At 71.3% G+C, this 18,115-nt stretch carries 15 protein-coding genes; 6 read left to right on the top strand and 9 right to left on the bottom strand.

The window, feature by feature from the left end; translation table 11 throughout:
- Positions 1 to 31 precede the first annotated feature (31 nt).
- The 4 genes from H5368_RS08050 to H5368_RS08035 are packed head-to-tail and all read right to left on the bottom strand — an operon-like array spanning position 32 to position 3,663.
- A complete protein-coding gene (locus tag H5368_RS08050; protein WP_182823904.1) occupies positions 32 to 1,342 on the bottom strand; it encodes an ABC transporter permease in 1,311 nt (436 codons plus the stop codon).
- A gap of 46 nt (positions 1,343 to 1,388) precedes the next feature.
- The gene (locus H5368_RS08045) at positions 1,389 to 2,117 is read right to left on the bottom strand and encodes an ABC transporter ATP-binding protein (protein WP_182823099.1); all 729 of its coding nucleotides are present in this window, start codon (positions 2,115 to 2,117) and stop codon (positions 1,389 to 1,391) included.
- A 33-nt stretch (positions 2,118 to 2,150) separates the two neighbouring features.
- Positions 2,151 to 2,366, bottom strand: coding sequence for a hypothetical protein (locus H5368_RS08040; protein WP_182823097.1), 216 nt, complete (start codon positions 2,364 to 2,366; stop codon positions 2,151 to 2,153).
- Position 2,367: 1 nt separating this feature from the next.
- Positions 2,368 to 3,663: an efflux RND transporter periplasmic adaptor subunit gene (locus H5368_RS08035; protein ID WP_182823095.1), complete on the bottom strand. Its 1,296-nt coding sequence runs from the start codon at positions 3,661 to 3,663 to the stop codon at positions 2,368 to 2,370.
- Between the two features lie 192 nt (positions 3,664 to 3,855).
- Between H5368_RS08035 and glmS the strand changes: the two genes are divergently transcribed.
- From glmS to dinB, 6 genes are all read left to right on the top strand, one after another.
- Entirely contained in the window at positions 3,856 to 5,685 is a 1,830-nt protein-coding gene (glmS, locus tag H5368_RS08030) for a glutamine--fructose-6-phosphate transaminase (isomerizing) (protein ID WP_182823093.1), read from the top strand.
- Between the two features lie 30 nt (positions 5,686 to 5,715).
- Positions 5,716 to 7,167 carry a bifunctional 2-methylcitrate dehydratase/aconitate hydratase gene (locus H5368_RS08025; protein WP_182823091.1) on the top strand — a complete coding sequence of 484 codons (1,452 nt, stop codon included), beginning with the start codon at positions 5,716 to 5,718 and terminating at the stop codon, positions 7,165 to 7,167.
- Between the two features lie 135 nt (positions 7,168 to 7,302).
- Positions 7,303 to 8,301, top strand: a complete 999-nt coding sequence (locus tag H5368_RS08020; protein ID WP_182823089.1) for an LLM class flavin-dependent oxidoreductase — start codon at positions 7,303 to 7,305, stop codon at positions 8,299 to 8,301.
- Positions 8,302 to 8,416: 115 nt separating this feature from the next.
- Entirely contained in the window at positions 8,417 to 8,986 is a 570-nt protein-coding gene (locus H5368_RS08015) for an isochorismatase family cysteine hydrolase (RefSeq protein ID WP_182823087.1), read from the top strand.
- Entirely contained in the window at positions 8,983 to 11,697 is a 2,715-nt protein-coding gene (locus H5368_RS08010) for a bifunctional acetate--CoA ligase family protein/GNAT family N-acetyltransferase (protein WP_182823085.1), read from the top strand. Before H5368_RS08015 ends, H5368_RS08010 begins: the two co-directional genes overlap by 4 nt.
- 21 nt (positions 11,698 to 11,718) lie before the next feature.
- Entirely contained in the window at positions 11,719 to 12,786 is a 1,068-nt protein-coding gene (gene dinB / locus H5368_RS08005) for a DNA polymerase IV (protein ID WP_182823083.1), read from the top strand.
- On the opposite strand, the gene H5368_RS08000 is transcribed toward dinB, so the two are convergent.
- From H5368_RS08000 to H5368_RS07980, 5 genes are all read right to left on the bottom strand, one after another.
- Positions 12,773 to 13,099 (bottom strand): lipid-A-disaccharide synthase N-terminal domain-containing protein, encoded by a 327-nt coding sequence (locus tag H5368_RS08000; RefSeq protein ID WP_182823081.1) that lies wholly within the window; start codon positions 13,097 to 13,099, stop codon positions 12,773 to 12,775. The two genes, dinB and H5368_RS08000, sit on opposite strands and share 14 nt — an antisense overlap.
- Positions 13,096 to 13,872, bottom strand: a complete 777-nt coding sequence (locus H5368_RS07995) for a glycosyltransferase family 2 protein (protein ID WP_182823902.1) — start codon at positions 13,870 to 13,872, stop codon at positions 13,096 to 13,098. The genes H5368_RS08000 and H5368_RS07995 overlap by 4 nt, the downstream gene beginning before the upstream one ends.
- A gap of 2 nt (positions 13,873 to 13,874) precedes the next feature.
- Complete coding sequence (locus H5368_RS07990) at positions 13,875 to 15,536, bottom strand: phosphoethanolamine--lipid A transferase (RefSeq protein WP_343203848.1); 1,662 nt, start codon at positions 15,534 to 15,536, stop codon at positions 13,875 to 13,877.
- Positions 15,533 to 16,237, bottom strand: coding sequence for a phosphatase PAP2 family protein (locus H5368_RS07985; RefSeq protein WP_182823079.1), 705 nt, complete (start codon positions 16,235 to 16,237; stop codon positions 15,533 to 15,535). The genes H5368_RS07990 and H5368_RS07985 overlap by 4 nt, the downstream gene beginning before the upstream one ends.
- 77 nt (positions 16,238 to 16,314) lie before the next feature.
- Entirely contained in the window at positions 16,315 to 18,009 is a 1,695-nt protein-coding gene (locus H5368_RS07980) for a glycosyltransferase family 39 protein (RefSeq protein WP_182823077.1), read from the bottom strand.
- Between the last annotated feature and the right edge of the window lie 106 nt (positions 18,010 to 18,115).

The raw sequence follows: 18,115 nt of genomic DNA, 5'->3' as shown, positions 1-18,115 counted from the left end.
CGGGATGCCCGCCGCAGGGGCGGGCGAGGGGCTACTGGGTCTTGAGCTGGATCGCCGGGGTGACCTGCATCGCGCGCCAGGCGGGCAGGATGCCCGCCAGCAGGCTGGCGACGACGGCGAGGACGAACGTCGCCAGCAGCATCAGCGGATCCAGGCGCGCGAGCTCGGCGTAGCTCGCCGGCTGCTGGCGCACGGCCCACAGCCCGAGCTGCGCCAGGCCCAGCCCGAGCACGCCGCCGGCCAGCCCGATCGCGCCGGCCTCCACCAGGCACTGGGTGAAGATCGCCGAACGCGAGGCGCCGAGCGCGCGGCGCACGCCGATCTCGCTGCTGCGGCGCAGGAACTTCGCAAGCAGCAGGCCCACCGTGTTGACCAGGCACACCAGCAGGAAGCCGAGCGCCAGCCACACCTGCAGGCGTACGTCACCCGGCACCACGCGGTTGAAATCCAGCCATTCCATGACGCTGCTCAGGCGCACGTTGTCCGGACGCTCGAAGCGGCCGGCGGCGCGCTGCTGCGCCGAATAGTTGGCGAGGTACTGGCGGTAGTCGGCCACCTTCTCCGGCGTGCCGAGTTCCACCCAGTACTGGATCCACACGCAGGGCGCGCTCACGCCGGTGCTGCCCTCGGGGTCGCTGCCGGACTCGCCCCAGCAGTTCATGCTGCCGTTGCGCCCCATCTTCAGGTCGCGCGAGGTCGAGAACGGCACGAACACCTGCTCCGGCTCGCCGTAGCGATCACTGTTCATGTCGTAGAACTTCGGCGTCGGCCGCCAGTCGGAGATCACGCCGACGATGCGGAACGCTTCCTTGTCGATGCGCAGCGTCTTGCCGACGCTGTTGGCGCCGCCGAACACCTTGTCGTTGAGCGACTTCGCGATCACCGCCACGCGCTCGCGGTTGTCGTCCGCGTTCGCCGGCCAGCCGCTGCCGTGCAGGAACGGCAGGTCGAACATCGGGAAGAAGTCGCTGGTCGCATAGCGCGCATCCACCAGGAACGGATCCAGACCCTCCACCTCGGGCTCGATGCTGGCGCTGCCGCCGGTGGTCATCGTCTGCCGGTCGCCCCGCTTCTCGCGCAGCATGGTTTCGGCGTCGAACCGGGTGACCTGTTCCTCCGGGTCTTCGCCGGGGGTGTAGTCGTTCATCGACCGCGGGTCCAGCTGCGGGTAGAACAGCTTGTCGCTCTTCTGCGGGATCGGATCGCCCGAGAGCACGTGGAACACGGTGAGCGTGGTCATGCTGGCGCCGATGCCGAGCGCGATCGCCAGCACCATCAGCGCGGTGAGCACGCGGTTGCGGCGGAAGCTGCGCAGCGCGAGGTTCGCGTAGTAGCCGAACATGCTGTCGCCGAACAGCCGGTCTGTGAGCGTGGACATGGCGGGTCCTTCAGGTGTTGGTTTCAGCGATGCCGCGCGCGGACTGCGCCATCCGCACCAGGCTCGGCTCCACCGACAGGTCGGTGGCCATGCCGTCGACGATGTGCACGTTGCGCTGCGCGCGTGCAGCCAGCTCCGGGTCGTGGGTCACCATCACGATGGTGGTGCCCTGCTGGTTGATGTCCTCGAGCAGCTCCAGGACGCTGCGCGCCATCTGCGAGTCGAGGTTGCCGGTGGGTTCGTCCGCCAGCAGCAGGCGCGGGCTGCCGGCCAGCGCACGCGCGATCGCCGCGCGCTGTTGCTGGCCACCCGACAGCTCCGCCGGGAAGTGCTTCATGCGCGAGCCCAGCCCGACCATGCCCAGCGCGTCCTCGATGCGCAGCCGGCGCTCGCTGGCCGGCATGCGCCGGTAACGCAGCGGCACGTCGCAGTTGTCGAACAGGTTGAGGTCGGGGATCAGGTTGAAGCTCTGGAAGATGAAGCCGATCTTCTGGTTGCGCAGCCTGCTGCGCGCATCGTCGTCGAGGTCCTTGACGTTCTCGCCGTCGAGGCTGAACTCGCCGCCGGTGAAGGTCTCCAGCAGCCCGGCGATGTTGAGGAAGGTGGTCTTGCCGGAGCCCGACGGGCCGGTGACGGCGACGAACTCGCCTTCCCCGACGTGCAGGTCGAGCGAACGCAGGGCGTGGGTCTCGACGAGCTGGGTGCGGTAGACCTTGGTGACGCCGCGCATGTTGAGCATGGGAGATCCTTGGATGGTCGGTGCGTACCGGCTTCAGCCGATGCGGAAGGGAGCGAGGTCGGAGTTGCGCAGGTACCCCTGGCGGGTCGCGCGGTACGCATGCGCCATGCCGTTGGCGGAGGCACCGCCATGCCCGTCGGCGAGCGCATCGAACGACGGCAGCTCGGACAGGCGCAGCGGCACGGCGTCGGCAAGGTCCTGGGCGTCCCAGGCCTGGGGGAAGTGGAAGGCGAAGTTCGGGGTGGCCATGTCAGTCTCCAGAGATCCGGACGCGTTCTGCACTGTCGAACTGGTCGGCTCCGGACACGACGACCCGTTCGCCCGGCTCGAGGCCGGAGAGGATTTCAACCGCACCGAGGCTGCTGACCCCGGTCTGGATCGGACGGCGCACGGCGCTGCCGTCCTGGACCACGTAGGCGAAGCGGCCGCCGTCCTGTTCCAGGAACGGGCCGCGCTCCACCATCAGCGTGTCCGGCCGCGTGTCCAGCACGATGCGCGCGGACAGGCGCTGGTTCTGCCGGAGGCCCGGAGGCTGGCTGTTTTCCGCGAAGCGAAGGCGTGCATTCACTTCGCCATTGACCACTTCGGGCGACACCGCGGAGACCTCGGCCGGAAACGTCTTGCCGGTGCTGGTCACCTGCGCCGGCATGCCGATCGCAAGGTCGCGCGCGAAGCTCTCCGGCACCTTGATCTCGAGTTCGAACACCGACAGGTCGACCACGCCGAGCACCGGGCCGTTGGCGGCGACGCTGGTGCCCTGCGGCACCTGCACCTGGCCGACCTGGCCGTCGAACGGCGCGCGCAGGGTGAGCGCATCGACCTGGCGGGCGAGTTCGCCGGCGACGGCGCGCTGGCGGTCGGCCATCAGGCGCTTGTTGCGGGCGTCGAGTTCGGCGCCCTGCGCCGACAGCGAGAACTCCTGGCGCGCGGCGGACAGGCCGAGGTCGGCCTTCTTCAGCGCGTCCTGTGCGCGCGCCACGTCGACCTGCGGCACGGCGCCGCCATCGAAGCCGCGCTGGTAGCGTTGCAGGTCGCGCTCGGCCGCGGTGCGGTCGATCCCGGCCTGGTCGAGCTGCTTGCGCGCATCCGACTTGGCCAGGCGCGCGTCGAGCAGCGCGCGGCTGGCCTCGGCCTCCATGCCGGCCAGCGCGGATTCTTCCTGCACCAGGCGGCTGCGCAGTTCCGGGCTGTCGATCACCGCCAGCTCCTGGCCCTGCTTGACCACGTCGCCGGCCACCACCTTGAGGGCCACGGTGCCGGCAGCGATCGCGTACAGCGTGGGGCTGTTGGCGGCGATCACGCGGCCATCAGCGGACAGGTCGCGCACCAGCTCGCCGCGGGTGACCTCGGCCACGCGCAGGCGTGAGGCGTCATAGGAGCGACCGCCCGCCGACCAGCCGCTGGCGAGCCAGGCGATCGCCGCGACCAGCGCGATCATCACGGCGCCGCCGACCAGCCATGGCTTGCGGCCACCAAGGGCACCGCGCGGCGTGGCGAGCACCTGGTCCTGGCTGGCGGTGTCGCGGATGCGGGAGCGTTGGTCCATGGCGGGCGGTCTGTCGTGTTCGGGGTCGGGTCGACTTGATTGACGCAAGCTGCGTGCCAACTGCAAGTCATTGAAAGTACGATATTTAATCAGTGCGTCCAGGCGTCCGCGCGGACGCCTGGCTGTCCGCGCGGACGGCCCGGACGCCTTTCCCCGTTAGACTTGTGGTTCCAAAGGAAGGGGTTCCAGCACATGTGTGGCATCGTCGGCGCGATCGCGGATCGCGATGTGGTTCCGGTCCTGATCGAAGGACTCAAGCGGCTTGAATATCGCGGCTACGATTCGGCCGGCATCGCGGTCGTCGATGGCGACGACGTACGCCGCGTACGCCGCACCGGGCGCGTGTCGGAGATGGAGTCCGCCGCCGGCAGCGAAGGCTTCGAGGCCAAGCTCGGCATCGGCCACACCCGCTGGGCCACCCATGGCGGCGTGACCGAAAGCAACGCCCATCCGCACGTCAGCCACGGCGTGGCGCTGGTGCACAACGGCATCATCGAGAACCACGAGGAGCAGCGCGAGCGCCTGAAGGATCTCGGCTACACCTTCGAATCGCAGACCGACACCGAGGTCATCGCGCACCTGATCCACCATTACCTGAAGGATGGCGACGACCTGCTGGGTGCGCTGCAACGCGCGGTGAAGGAACTCGACGGCGCCTATGCGCTGGCCGTGGTCAGCCGCAAGGAGCCGGGGCGCCTGGTGTGCGCGCGCATGGGCTGCCCGCTGCTGGTGGGCCTGGGCGAAGGCGAGAACTTCGTCGCCTCCGACGTGTCCGCGATCCTGCAGGCCACGCGCCGGGTGATCTTCCTGGAAGAGGGCGACACCGCCGAGGTGACCCGCGAGGGCGTGCGCGTGTTCGGCGCCGACGACCAGCCGGTCACCCGCGAGGAGCACCTGTCCGACGTCTCGCTGGCATCGCTGGAGCTCGGTCCGTACCGGCACTACATGCAGAAGGAGATCCACGAGCAGCCGCGCGCGCTGGCCGACACGATGGAGGCGATCATCGACGCCGGGCGGTTCGTGCCCGAACTGTTCGGCGCCGACGCGGCCGCGGTGCTGGGCGACGTGGACGGCGTGCAGATCCTCGCCTGCGGCACCAGCTTCTACGCGGGCTCGGTGGCGCGCTACTGGATCGAGGCGATCAGCGGCCTGCCGTGCAGCGTCGAGATCGCCAGCGAGTACCGCTACCGCACCGCGGTCGCCAACCCGAAGCACCTGATCGTCACCATCTCGCAATCGGGCGAAACGCTCGACACCATGGAGGCGCTGAAGTACGCCAAATCGCTGGGCCACGACCACACGCTGTCGATCTGCAACGTGCCCGAGAGCGCCATCCCGCGCGCCAGCAAGCTGGTGTTCTACACCCGCGCCGGGGCCGAGATCGGCGTCGCCTCCACCAAGGCGTTCACCACCCAGCTGGTCGGCCTGTTCGCGCTTGCGGCCACGCTCGCCAAGCTCAACGGCCGCTTGCCGGAAGAGAAGGAAGACGAGTACATCGAGGCGCTGCGCCACCTGCCCGGCAGCGTGCAGCACGCGCTCAACCTGGAGCCGCAGATCGCGCTGTGGGCCGAGCGTTTCGCGCCCAAGGACAACGCGCTGTTCCTTGGCCGCGGCGTGCACTACCCGATCGCGCTCGAAGGCGCGCTCAAGCTCAAGGAAATCTCCTACATCCACGCCGAGGCGTATCCGGCTGGCGAGCTCAAGCACGGCCCGCTCGCGCTGGTCGATGCGGACATGCCGGTGGTGGTGATCGCGCCGAAGGACTCGCTGCTGGAAAAGGTGAAGTCCAACATGCAGGAAGTGCGCGCGCGCGGCGGCGAACTGTTCGTGTTCACCGACGCCGACAGCAACTTCAGCGAGTCGGAAGGCGTGCACGTGATCCGCACTCCGCGCCACGTCGGGGTGCTGAGCCCCATCGTGCACACGATTCCCGTACAGATGCTGGCGTACCACGTGGCGCTGGCGCGCGGCACCGACGTCGACAAGCCGCGCAACCTGGCGAAGTCGGTAACGGTGGAGTAGGTTCCAGGCGTGCTGCAAGCGAGGGCCGCCATGTCATCACCCGTCAGCAACGTCCGTCCCGCACCCGACCAGGTGCTGGTCGACATCGTCGACTATGTCGCCGGCTACGTGATCGACTCGCCTCTCGCCTGGGAGACCGCGCGCAACTGCCTGATCGACACCTTGGGCTGCGGCCTGGAGGCGCTGGAGTACCCGGCATGCACCAGGCTGCTGGGCCCGCTGGTGCCCGGCACGGTGGTGCCGGACGGCGCCAAGGTGCCCGGCACACGGTTCCAGCTCGACCCGGTGCAGGCGGCCTTCAACATCGGCGCGATGGTCCGCTGGCTGGACTTCAACGACACCTGGCTGGCCGCCGAGTGGGGGCATCCGTCCGACAACCTCGGCGGCATCCTCGCGGTGGCCGACTGGCTCAGCCGCACCGCGGTGACCGCGGGAAGGCCGCCGCTGGCGATGCGGGACGTGCTGGCGGCGATGATCAAGGCGCACGAGATCCAGGGCTGCTTCGCGCTGGAGAACAGCTTCAACCGTGTCGGCCTGGACCACGTGGTGCTGGTGAAGGTGGCATCCACCGCGGTGGTCGCCTGGCTGCTGGGCCTGTCGCGCGAGCAGATCCTCAACGCGGTGTCGCTGGCGTGGGTGGACGGGCAGAGCCTGCGCACCTACCGGCACGCGCCCAACACCGGCAGCCGAAAATCCTGGGCCGCGGGCGACGCCACCAGCCGCGCCGTGCGCCTGGCGCTGATCGCGGCGACCGGGGAGATGGGCTACCCCGGCGCACTGACCGCGCCCACGTGGGGCTTCTACGACGTCTCCTTCAAGGGCGAGCCCTTCCGGTTCCAGCGCCCCTACGGCAGCTACGTGATGGAAAACGTGCTGTTCAAGATCAGCTTCCCGGCCGAGTTCCACGGCCAGACCGCGGTCGAGGCGGCGCTGCTCCTGCATGGGCAGCTCGCGGCCGCCGGCAAGGGTGTCGACGACATCGCCGGGATCACCATCCGCACGCAACAGGCCTGCATCCGCATCATCGACAAGCAGGGCCCGCTGGACAATCCGGCTGACCGCGACCACTGCATCCAGTACATGGTCGCGGTGGCACTGGTGTTCGGGCGCCTGACCGCCGCCGACTACGAGGACGATGTGGCCGCCGATCCGCGCATCGACCGCCTGCGGGCGAAGATCACCTGCGTCGAAGATCCGCGCTACACCGCCGACTACCACGACCCCGACAAGCGCAGCATCGCCAATGCGCTGGCGGTGGAGTTCAGCGACGGAACCGGGCTTGCCGAAGTCGCGGTGGAATATCCGGTCGGACACCCGCGGCGGCGCGAAGAGGGCATCCCGCTGCTGGAGGCCAAGTTCCGCACCAACCTGGCGCGGCGCTTCCCGGAGCAGCAGCAGCGCGCGATCCTGGCCGCCAGCCTCGACCAGGCGACGCTGGAGGCCCTGCCGGTGCACGAATACGTCGATCTCTACGTGATCTGAAGCCGGTCGGCGACCCGGTCGGACACAGCGTGCCAGCCATGCCTGCGGGTCGCGCGCACCCGCTTGTATCATCGTGATGCGCGCGGACGCAGCGGCACACCGGTTGCTGACGCCGTTGCGCACGGAGCCTCCCCCATGCCCAGCGCCGGCGGCAACATCGCCCTGTCCATCCTCGAACTCGGACGCGTGCGCCAGGGCTCCGACCGGCGCAGCGCGCTGGACGGCGCACGCGACCTGGCGCGCCATGCCGAAGGCCTCGGCTACACGCGGTTCTGGATCGCCGAACACCACAACATGCCCGCGGTCACCACCGCGGCGACGTCGCTGGTCATCGCCCACGTCGCGGCCGGCACCAGCACCATCCGCGTCGGCGCCGGCGGCATCATGCTGCCCAACCACGCGCCATACATCATCGCCGAGCAGTTCGGCACGCTGGCGACGCTGTTCCCGGACCGCATCGATCTCGGCCTCGGCCGCGCGCCCGGCACCGACCAGCTGACGCTGCGCGCGCTGCGCCGCGATCCCGCCAGCAGCGAGCACTTCCCGCAGGACGTGCAGGAACTGCAGGCCTGGCTGGGACCGGTGCGCGAAGGCCAGCGGATCGAAGCGGTGCCGGGCTCCGGTACCGAGGTGCCGCTGTGGATCCTCGGCTCCAGCCTGTTCGGCGCGCAGCTGGCGGCCGAGCTGGGCTTGCCCTACGGCTTCGCCTCGCACTTCGCGCCGCAGGCACTGGACCAGGCGCTGCGCGTGTACCGCGAGCGCTTCAAGCCGTCGGCGCAGCTGGACAAGCCCTACGCGCTGGTCGGCGTGAACATCATCGCCGCGCCCACCGACGAGGAGGCGCGGTTCCTGGCCACCTCGCAGCAGATGTCGTTTGCCGACATGTTCCGTGGCGTGCGCAACCTCACCCAGCCGCCGATCGCGGACATCGAGTCGTACTGGTCGCCGCAGGAGAAGCAGCAGGCCTCGCAGATGCTCGCCTGCAGCATCGTCGGCGGCCCGGACACGGTGCGCGCCGGGATGCGCGCGTTCGTCGAGCGCACGGGTGCCGACGAGCTGATGGTGGTGTCCGACATCTTCGATCCGGCGCTGCGCCAGCGCTCGATCGGGATCATCGCCGACGTCAGGCCGTGACCTTCGACACCCGCTGAGCGCGGCACCGTCGCCGCGCCCGGGCCGTGCCGGCGCGCGCCTTCACGTCCGATTGCGCGATCATGGCGCGACCCGGATCCAAGGAGGCCGACGGCCGATGACCGCTGCACGCGCCAAGGCGGACACCGCCCTGCTGCTGGTGGACCTGTTCAACCTGTTCGATTTCCCCGGCGGGACTGCCCTGGCACGCTCGGCACTGGAGATGGTGCCGCGCGTCGCCGCCTTGCGTGACCGCTTCGACCGTGCCAACGCGCCGGTCATCTACGCCAACGACAACTTCAGCGACTGGCAGGGCGGGTTTCCGGAGCTCGTTGCCGCCTGCCTGGCCGCAGGCGGAACGCCCGCCGCGATCGTCGCGGCCCTGGCGCCACGCGCCAGCGACTACTACATCCTCAAGCCCAGGCACTCCGCGTTCATGGCCACGGCGTTGCCCGTGCTACTGACACAGCTCGGCGTGCGTCGCCTGGTGCTGGCGGGCATCGCGGCCGACTCCTGCGTGCTGGCGACGGCGCAGGACGCGCACATGCGCGAGTACACGCAGTGGGTGCCTTCGGACTGCGTGGCCGCGATCTCGCCCGCGCGCAAGGACACGGCGCTGACGCTGCTGTCACGTTCGATCGGCATCCAGACCCGCGGTTCGCGCGGTACGCCGGGCGTGTTTCCGTGAGCACGTACGCGCTGGACGCGGTCTTCGCGCCGCGCTCGGTAGCCGTGGTCGGCGCCAGTCCGCGCGCGCGCTCGCTTGGGCGCCTGGTGCTGCAGCAGGTGCGCGAGGGCGGGTTTGCCGGGCCGGTCGGGCTGGTGAACCCCTTCCACCGCGAGATCGAGGGCATGGCAGCCGCGCCGTCGATCGATGCCCTCGGTTTCAAGCCCGACCTGGTGGTGATCGCCACGCCGCCCGGCGAGGTCGCCGCGGTGGTGGCGGCCGCGGCTGCGTGCGGCACCCGTGCGGCGATCGTGCTCACCCGCGGCATGGGCAGCGGCCCGGGCTCGTACAACGCGGCGCTGGAGTCGGTGGCGCGCCCGCTCGGCCTGCGCATCGTCGGCCCCAACTGCCTGGGCGTGGTGGCGCCGCATGCGGGGCTGTTCGCAAGCTTCGCCGCGCACCGGCCGCTGGCCGGCGACCTTGCGCTGCTGTCGCAGTCCGGCGCGGTCGCCGCCGGCGTGCTGGAGTGGGCGCATCCCCGCGGCATCGGCTTCTCGGCGGTGGCGTCGCTGGGCGATGCCATCGACGTCGACTTCGCCGACCTGCTCGACTATTTCGCGGTCGACCGCCATACCCGCGCCATCCTGCTGTACCTCGAGGAAGTCCGCGACGCGCGCAAGTTCCTGACCGCGGCGCGCGCCGCCGCGCGCGGCAAGCCGGTGGTGGTGGTGCGTCCCGGCCGGCACGTGCCGGCACCAGCGCATGCGCAGACCCACACCGCGCGCCTGGCGACGCCCGACGCCGCGTACGAAGCTGCGTTTCGCCGCGCCGGCCTGCTGCGCGTGCACGCGCTGGACGAGCTCTTTGCCGCGGTGGAGACGCTGTCGCACCTCGGCGACGTGCCCGGCAAGCGCCTGGCGGTGCTCACCAACGGCGCGGGCGCCGGCATGCTCGCCCTCGACCGCCTGGTCGACCTGGGCGGCCGGCCCGCAACGCTGTCGCCCGACACCACGCAGCAGCTCGACCGCGCGTATGCGCGCGGCTGGTCGCGCGAGAACCCGGTGGACATGCTGGGAGATGCCGACGGCGAGCGCTACGCGGCCGGGATGGATGCGCTGCTGTCGGATCCCGGCAATGACGCGGTGCTGGTGATGCACGCGCCCACCGTGCTGTCCGATCCCGCCGAGGCCGCCGACGCCGTGGTGCGCACGCTCGCCGCGCGCCCACGCGGCCTGGTGCGCAAGCCGACGCTCGCGGTGTGGATGGGCGGCGACCCGGCGTCGATGGCGAAGCTCGGCGAGGCCGGGATTCCCAGCTACGCGAGTGAGGCCGAGGCCGTGCGCGGCTTCATGTATCTCGTCCGCCATCGCGAAGCGCAGCAGGCGCTGATGGAAACGCCTCCGAGCCTGCCCGAGGACTTCGTGGTCGACCGCGTCGCCGCGGATGCGGTGGTCGGCGCCGCACTGGCCGCGGGCGAAGAGTGGCTCGCGCCCGAAGCGGTGGCGAGCCTGCTCGAGGCCTACGGCATTCCCTTCGCCCGCGCGCTGCCTGCCGCGGATGCCGACGCCGCCGCGCGCATCGCTGCGCCGATGCTCGCCGCCGGCGGCACGGTGGCGGTCAAGGTGCTCTCGCCGGACATCGCGCACAAGTCGGATGTCGACGGCGTGCGCCTGAACCTGGCGACCGACGCGACGGTGCGCGAGGCAGCGGCGGACGTGATGCGCCGCGCCGCGCTGCGGCGGCCGGCGGCGCGCATCGACGGCGTGCTGGTGCAGCCGATGGCGCTGCGCCCGAAGGCGCGCGAGGTGCTCGCCGGCATCGCCGACGATCCGGTGTTCGGGCCGGTGGTGGTGTTCGGCCGCGGCGGCACCGCGGTCGAGGTGATCGACGACAAGACGCTCGCCCTGCCACCGCTCGACCTGCGCCTGGCGCACGAGATGATCGGCCGCACGCGCGTGTCGCGCATCCTCAAGGCCTACCGCGACGTGCCCGCCGCCGACGAACGCGCGCTGGCGCTGGTGCTGGTCAAGCTGGCGCAGCTGGCCGCCGACATCCCCGCGGTGCGCGAGGTCGACATCAATCCGCTGCTGGTGGATGCCGACGGCGTGCTGGCGCTGGATGCGCGCGTGGCGGTCTCGGTGTCGCGGCAGTTGCACAGGGGCCGCGGCCATCCGCGCTTCGCGGTGTTCCCGTACCCGAAGGAGCTGGAGCGCACGCTGACGCTCGGCGACGGACGCGAGGCGTTCGTGCGCCCGGTGCGCCCCGAGGACGATGCGATGTTCCGCCGCTTCTTCGACAAGGTCAGCGCCGAGGACCTGCGGCTGCGCTTCTTCCGCGCGGTGCGCGATTTCAGCCACGATTTCATCGCCCGCCTGGTGCAGCTGGACTACGCGCGCTCGATGGCACTGGTCGCGATCGACGTCGACAGCGGCGAGATGCTCGGCGCGGTGCGCCTGCTGGCCGATGCCAACTACGACCGCGGCGAGTACGGGATCATGGTGCGCTCCGACCTCAAGGGCGCCGGCCTGGGCTGGCGACTGATGGAGGAGATGGTGGAGGTCGCGCGCTGGATGGGCCTGAAGCTCATCGAAGGCCAGGTGCTGCGCGACAACAGCACCATGCTGCGCATGTGCCGCCAGCTCGGCTTCAAGGTGGTGCCGGATCCGGATGACGCCACGGTCATGCTGGTCACGCTTCCGGTCCCGGCCGGGGCGCGGGTGCATCCCGCGTGACGCCAGGTGGATGACCGGGTGATGCGCAAGATCCTGCACATCGACATGGACGCGTTCTACGCGTCGGTGGAGCAGCGCGACGATCCCGCCCTGCGCGGGCGCCCGGTGGTCGTGGCCTGGCGCGGCGCGCGCTCGGTGGTGTGCGCGGCGTCGTACGAGGCGCGCGTGTTCGGCGTGCGCTCGGCGATGCCCGCGGTGCGCGCCGAGCGGCTGTGCCCGGACGCGGTGTTCGTGCCACCGGATTTCGCGCGCTACAAGGCGGTCTCAAGGCAGGTGCGCGAGATCTTCCTGCGCCATACCGACCTCGTGCAGCCGCTGTCGCTGGACGAGGCCTACCTGGACGTGACCGCGCCCAAGGTCGCCTCGCCCAGCGCCACCGAATCGGCGCGCATGATCCGCGCCGCGATCCGCGACGAGACCGCGCTCACCGCGTCGGCCGGCATCGCGCCCAACAAGTTCCTGGCCAAGATCGCCTCGGACTGGAACAAGCCCGACGGCCAGTTCGTGATCCGGCCGTCGCAGGTCGACGCGTTCCTCGCTCCGTTGCCGGTGGGGCGTATCCCTGGCGTCGGCAAGGTGATGGAGGCGAAGCTGGCCGCGATCGGCGTGGCCACGATGGGCGACCTGCGCGGGTTCGCGGTCGAGGAGTTGCAGGCGCGCTTCGGAAGCTTCGGCGCCAGCCTGCACCGGCGTGCGCACGGCATCGACGAGCGTCCGGTTGAGCCCAACCAGCCGGTGCAGTCGATCTCCGCGGAAGACACCTTTGCCACCGACCTGCCGTTGGCGGAGATCGAGCCCGCGATCCGCGCGCTGGCCGCGAAGGCCTGGGCGGCGAGTCGCAAGACGGAGCGCGTGGGGCGCACGGTGGTGCTGAAGCTCAAGACCGCGCAGTTCCGCATCCTGACGCGCAGCTACACGCCGGAGTCGCCCCCGGCCACCGAGGCGGAATTCGCGGCGTTCGCGCTTGCCCTGAGGGAGCGCGTCGACCTGCCCGGGTCGACACGCTACCGGTTGGTCGGCGTAGGCCTCGGCGGATTCCGCGAACCCGGGGAACTGCCGCTGCAGGCGGTCCTGTTCAATCCGCGCTGAGTTCGCCGCGCGGCGGCCGCGGGCGCAGGTCCAGCCACAGGCTGTAGGCGGCGGTCAGCGCCGGCAGGAGGTTCTGCAGCACGCCCACCGCGTCCTGCTTTTCGGAGAACAGGAAGTACGACAGCGTCATCGCGCTGCCGCACAGGCTGATGATCCAGAAGCTGCGCGGCACGACCGCGCGGCCGGCCTGCCGCGAGGCCGCGAACTGCACCAGCCAGCGCGCGCCGAACAGCATGGCGCCGGCCAGGCCGATCAGCTTCCATGGCGTCACCACGACGCCGGTCCACGCCAGCGCGGCAATGGTCTCGTTCATGGCATCACTCCCGTGTCCTGCGTCGCGCGTTCGTCGGCCACGGCGCAGGCGCCGCGCCGCAGCAGCCAGAGCACCCCGCGCAGGTCGCTGATGCCGACCAGCGCGCGCCCGAGGTTGTCGTACTTGCTGTTGCCGTGCAGGCGCGGGCGGTGGCCCACCGGAACGCTGAGGGTGCGCCAGCCGGCCCGCTGCATCAGCGCCGGCAGGTAGCGATGCATGTGGTCGAACGCCGGCAGGTCCAGGAACGCATCGCGCGCGAACAGCTTGATGCCGCAGCCGGTGTCCGGGGTCGCGTCGTGCAGCAGCCGCGCGCGGATCGCGTTGGCAATGCGCGAGGCCACGCGTTTGCTCGTGGAATCCTCGCGCTTCACGCGCCAGCCAGCGAACAGGCGCACGTCGTCGCCGGCGGTGGCACGCGCCTGCAGCAAGCGCGGCAGGTCGGCGGGATCGTTCTGGCCATCGCCGTCGAGCGTCGCCACCCACGGCGCGCGCGCCGCCCTCACGCCGGTGCGCAACGCTGCGCTCTGGCCGCTGCGCACGCGGTGGCGCAGCACGCGCAGGTGCGGGCGCGTGGCCGCGCATCGTGCCAGCGCGGCGTCGGTGCCGTCGTCGGAGGCATCGTCGACGCAGATGACCTCGTAGCTGTCGACGGCCGCGGCAAGCGCCGCATCGATCTCGTCGAGCAGCACCGGCAGGTTGGCGGCCTCATTGAACGCCGGTACCACCACGCTGAGCTCGGGGGCCCACGGGCCGTGGGTGGGCGGCAGGTTCATGGTCATGCGATGCACTCCGCAAAGACGTCGTGGCGCTGGTCGTAAGACATGGTGCGTACCTGGAGCAGGCCGAGGACTGAATGGAACAGGTCGTCGTGGCTGGCCGGTGCGCGTGCCCGGCGGGCCAGGCATGCGCGGTCGAAATGCCGCGCCGCCGCCATGCCCGGCGACAGCCAGGCCACCATGGGCACCTTCTTCTGCGTGTCCGGGGCGATGGCGTAGGGCAGGCCGTGCAGGTACAGCCCGTTCTCGCCCAGGGATTCGCCATGGTCTGATATGTACAGCAACGCGCTGTCGCGGTCGTGACGGCGCGCGAGCAGGGCGATGGTATCGGCCAGCATGTCGTCGGTGGCGAGCACCGCGTTGTCGTAGCTGTTCACCACCTGCTCGCGGCTGCAGTGGCCGAGGTCGTCGCTGTCGCAGGTCGGCACGAACCGGCGAAGCCGCTCCGGCACGCGGCGGTGGTAGGCAGGACCGTGGGTGCCGACCTGGTGCAGCACGATCACCTGGTCGCCGGGCCAGCGGTCGATGGCGGCATCAAGCCCGGACAGCAGGATGTCGTCGTGGCATTCGTGCGCGCCGCAGCCCCCCGGGGACGTGTCCTGCATCGCCTCGTACGCAAGGCCGGTGCACACGCCCTTGCAGCCGGACTGGTTGTCGCGCCAGATGGTGTGCACGCCGGCGTGCTCGAGCACGTGCAGCAGGGATTCGGAATTCGCCAGCCGTGCCTTGTCGTAGCCCTCGCGGCCGTCCGGCGAGAACATGCATGGCAGAGACACCTCCGTGCTGGTGCCGCAGGCGGTCACGTCGATGAAGTTGATCGCGTCGGACGCAGCCAGCCTCGGCGTGGTCTGCCGCGCATAGCCGTTCAATCCCCAGTTCTGTGCACGCACGGTCTCGCCGATGACCAGCACCAGCAGGCGTGACCGCGCGTCGGGCGGGCGCACCGCGAGCGTCGCATCGCCGCCAAGCACGCGACGCGGGCTGTGCATGGCGCCATCGCCGCCGGCGATGGTGGCCGCCGCGACCACCAGGTTGCCGGGCGTGATCAGGTGCCGCAGTTCGCGGTTGTTGCGCATCAGTGCCGACAGGTCCTGGAACCCGCCGAGGGCGGCGCCCGCGGCGAGCACCGCCAGCGCCAGCAGCCAGCCCAGGCGGGCCACGCCCGCGCGCGCCAGCGTGCGCCGCCGCAGGCGGATGCGGGACAGCACCAGCATGGGCAGCCCGGCATGCAGTACCAGCGAAGGCAGCAGGCCCCAGGACAGCAGTTCGCCGGCCTCGCGCGCGTCGGTCTGCAGCACGTTGCGCACCATGTCGGTGTCGAAATACGTGCCGTAGTTGCGCGCGTAGTGGTTGGCCGCGGCGCCCGCCACGAGCAGCAGGGCCAGCACCGGCTTCGCCAGAGGGCCATGCAGCAGCACGCAGAACAGGAACGCCTGCAGCGCGAACACCAGCACCAGCAGGCAGGCCGCCGCGAGCGCCCCGGACGCGCCCGCCAGCGCCCCGGTCGCGAACACCGCATGCCAGAACGGCCCGTTGCAGGCCAGCACGAAGTACAGGCTGGCCCACAGCGCCAGGGTTTCCACCGTCATCGCCGGCCGCCAGGCGCCCAGCCGACCAATCAGATCGATGGGGTGTCGACGCGGCAGTGCGGCAACGCTCACGCCGCGCGCTCCGCCGGCGTGGGCCACAACGCGGCCACCGCCACGGCGACCGCCCAGCACAGCGCCGCCGCCCACAGGTCGTGCGACAGGAAGTGCGCGCCGCGCAGCTGCTGGTCGACGCCGAAGACCAGGCCGACCACCGCGCCGATGGCGAGCCCTGCGCGACGGCCGGCCGGGGTCGTTGCCGAAAACGCCAGTGCGAGCCATGCGTATCCGGCGCCGGCATGGCCGGCAGGGAAGCAGGCGCCGCCGCCGTCGCCGGGGAGGGCGCCGCCGCCGTAGCGCACGAGGTCCCACGGACAATGGACGGCGGTAACCTGCTTCAGCGTGGCCAGCAGCGTCGCGGCTGCCAGCACCGACAAGGCGAGCCTCCCCAGGCGCTGGCGATGCGGCCGCAGCGCGGCCACGGCGTACGTCGCCAGCCACGCCAGGACCACGGCCACCCACGCGAGCCTGCACGCCAGCGCGCCGCCATCGTGCAGCAGCCCGCGCGCGATGGCATCGTCACGCAGCGCCCAGCGCTGGCCCTCCCACGCGAACAGCGCATCGGCGAGCACGGTATCCAGCGCGGTCTGCCGCGCGGCGATCGCAAGCACCGCCGGCAGCAGCGCCCACGGCAGGAGCGCCCAGCCGCTGTATGCGCGGAAGGCGCCACGCGCGCCGGCGGCCGGCAAGGACAGGGTGGAGAGTTCGGGACGCATCGCGGAGACCGGGTGGAGGTGCGGCGATGATCGTGGCGCGCTTGTCGGAGAGGCGTGGGAGCAGTGTTCGCGCTTTGTTAATTGCCGTCGCGGAAGAACGGCGGCACCTGGCAGTGCGGTGTGATCGCGGTGCCGGGCACCAGCCACCAGTCCTGGCGGCTGGCGCGGCCCATCGGCAGGGCGCGGCTGCGGTCCACGCAGGGGCCGAGCGCATCGGCGGGCAGCCACAGCCAGCGCCGCTCCGGCGCTCCGGCGATCCACGCGGCGGCCTCGCGCCACTGCAGGTGCCAGGGCTGGCGATAGCCGAATTCGGCGACGGGGCGCACGGCCTGCAGCAGGTGCTGTTCGCGCCACGCCACTGCGCCGAGCTCGCCGTCCGCGCCGAGGTGCGCGTCCACCCGCCGCATCAGCGCGCGCCCGGAACTCGAGGCATCCAGCGCCGGCGCCAGCACCAGTCCGTAGGTCGTCCACAGCAGCGCCGTGAACAGCACGAGTGCCAGCGCGATGCGGCGCCCGCGGAACACCGCGGCGAGCAGCAGGGCGCCGGCACCGAGCACCCCCAGCGCCCACAGCAGCGTGCGCATGTCCGGCGCCGCGATGCCGCGCGTCGTGGCGACGCGCGCGGCCCACGTGGCATCCGCCAGGCCGCTCGCCGCCGCGCCAAGGCACAGTGCCGCGACCAGCAGCAGCCAGCCACGCAGCAGCCGGCGCACGCCGGTGCGGCGCAGCAGCGCCGGCAGCAGCGGGGCCGCGGCCAGGCACAGGGCCGGCAGTGCCGGGAACACGTACACCTCGCGCTTGCCGGGGCTGAGCGAGAAGAACAGCAGCACCAGCGCCGCCCAGCCCAGCAGCAGCACGTAGCGCGGATCGCCGCGGCGCAGCCGCCGCCACCACGCCGGCAGCAGCCACGGCAGGAGCAGCGCGCCGGGCAGCCACAGCGTGGCGATGGTCTGCGCGTAGTACCAGGGCGGCTGCACGTGGTGCCAGGCGTTGACGTAGCGCTCGCCGGTCTGGCGGAAGAGCAGTTCGTGCGCGTAGGCCTGCAATGCCGGATCCGGGTGGCGCAGCAACGCCAGGCCGAGCGGCGCAAGCCAGACCGCCACGCCGGCCACGAAGGCCGCGACCGCGAGCGCGGAATCGCCCGCGACGCGCGCGGCGGGCAGGCGAGGCTGGCCACGCCGGACCCACAGCCACGGCAGCAGCACCAGCAGCGGCAGGAAGCCCACGCCCTTGGTCACGGTGCCCAGGCCCGCGGCGAACATGCCTGCGGCGAGCCAGCGCCGTTCGCGCCCGTACAGCAGGTGGCGCAGCAGGGCGCACAGCGACAGCGTGGTCAGCGCCACCAGCACCATGTCGATCTGCGCACGCTTTGCCTGCAGGCCGAACTGCAGGCACACGAACAGCGCGCCCACCGCCCACGGCGCTTGCCGCCGCGACCACAGCCGTGCGGCGGCGTCGCGCACCAGAACCAGCGTCGCCAGCGCCGCAAGCAACGATGGCAGCAGGAACGCCACCCGCCAGTCGCGCACAAGCGTCCAGCTCGCGGCCTGCATCCACATGAACACCGGCGGCTTCTCGGCGTAGGCCTCGCGGCCGCGGCGCGGCACCAGCCAGTCGCCGCTGTCCACCATGGCGCGTGCCGCCAGCACGAACCTCGGCTCGTCCGGTGGCGACGGGTCACGTAGGCCCAGACCCGCGGCCAGCGCGAACAACAACAGCAGCGCCAGCGGCCAGGTGCGCGTGGAACTCGGGACGGGAGGGAATGGCGGCATGGCGCGGATGCTACCGCCGACACGTGGGAGAATCGTCGGAATCCCGGCGTTCCGACGTCGTTCCGACGTCGCGGCGCGCAGCCTCGCGTGATTTCCGGAGCTCCGC

Origin of the sequence: Luteimonas sp. MC1782 (assembly GCF_014164605.1) — a bacterium.
Classification (GTDB): Bacteria; Pseudomonadota; Gammaproteobacteria; order Xanthomonadales; family Xanthomonadaceae; genus Luteimonas.
Note: the sequence above shows the minus strand (reverse complement) of the source record. Positions and strands in the feature narration are given on the sequence as shown.

Excerpts from the sequence above, each read along its gene's own strand:
- glmS (WP_182823093.1), top strand. The coding sequence starts at position 3,856 with ATGTGTGGCATCGTCGGCGCGATCGCGGATCGCGATGTGGTTCCGGTC.
- H5368_RS07995 (WP_182823902.1), bottom strand. The coding sequence starts at position 13,872 with ATGAACCTGCCGCCCACCCACGGCCCGTGGGCCCCCGAGCTCAGCGTG.
- dinB (WP_182823083.1), top strand. The coding sequence starts at position 11,719 with ATGCGCAAGATCCTGCACATCGACATGGACGCGTTCTACGCGTCGGTG.
- H5368_RS08045 (WP_182823099.1), bottom strand. The coding sequence starts at position 2,117 with ATGCTCAACATGCGCGGCGTCACCAAGGTCTACCGCACCCAGCTCGTC.
- H5368_RS08050 (WP_182823904.1), bottom strand. The coding sequence starts at position 1,342 with ATGTTCGGCTACTACGCGAACCTCGCGCTGCGCAGCTTCCGCCGCAAC.
- H5368_RS07985 (WP_182823079.1), bottom strand. The coding sequence starts at position 16,237 with ATGCGTCCCGAACTCTCCACCCTGTCCTTGCCGGCCGCCGGCGCGCGT.
- H5368_RS08025 (WP_182823091.1), top strand. The coding sequence starts at position 5,716 with ATGTCATCACCCGTCAGCAACGTCCGTCCCGCACCCGACCAGGTGCTG.
- H5368_RS08000 (WP_182823081.1), bottom strand. The coding sequence starts at position 13,099 with ATGAACGAGACCATTGCCGCGCTGGCGTGGACCGGCGTCGTGGTGACG.
- H5368_RS08035 (WP_182823095.1), bottom strand. The coding sequence starts at position 3,663 with ATGGACCAACGCTCCCGCATCCGCGACACCGCCAGCCAGGACCAGGTG.
- H5368_RS08020 (WP_182823089.1), top strand. The coding sequence starts at position 7,303 with ATGCCCAGCGCCGGCGGCAACATCGCCCTGTCCATCCTCGAACTCGGA.
- H5368_RS08040 (WP_182823097.1), bottom strand. The coding sequence starts at position 2,366 with ATGGCCACCCCGAACTTCGCCTTCCACTTCCCCCAGGCCTGGGACGCC.
- H5368_RS08015 (WP_182823087.1), top strand. The coding sequence starts at position 8,417 with ATGACCGCTGCACGCGCCAAGGCGGACACCGCCCTGCTGCTGGTGGAC.
- H5368_RS07980 (WP_182823077.1), bottom strand. The coding sequence starts at position 18,009 with ATGCCGCCATTCCCTCCCGTCCCGAGTTCCACGCGCACCTGGCCGCTG.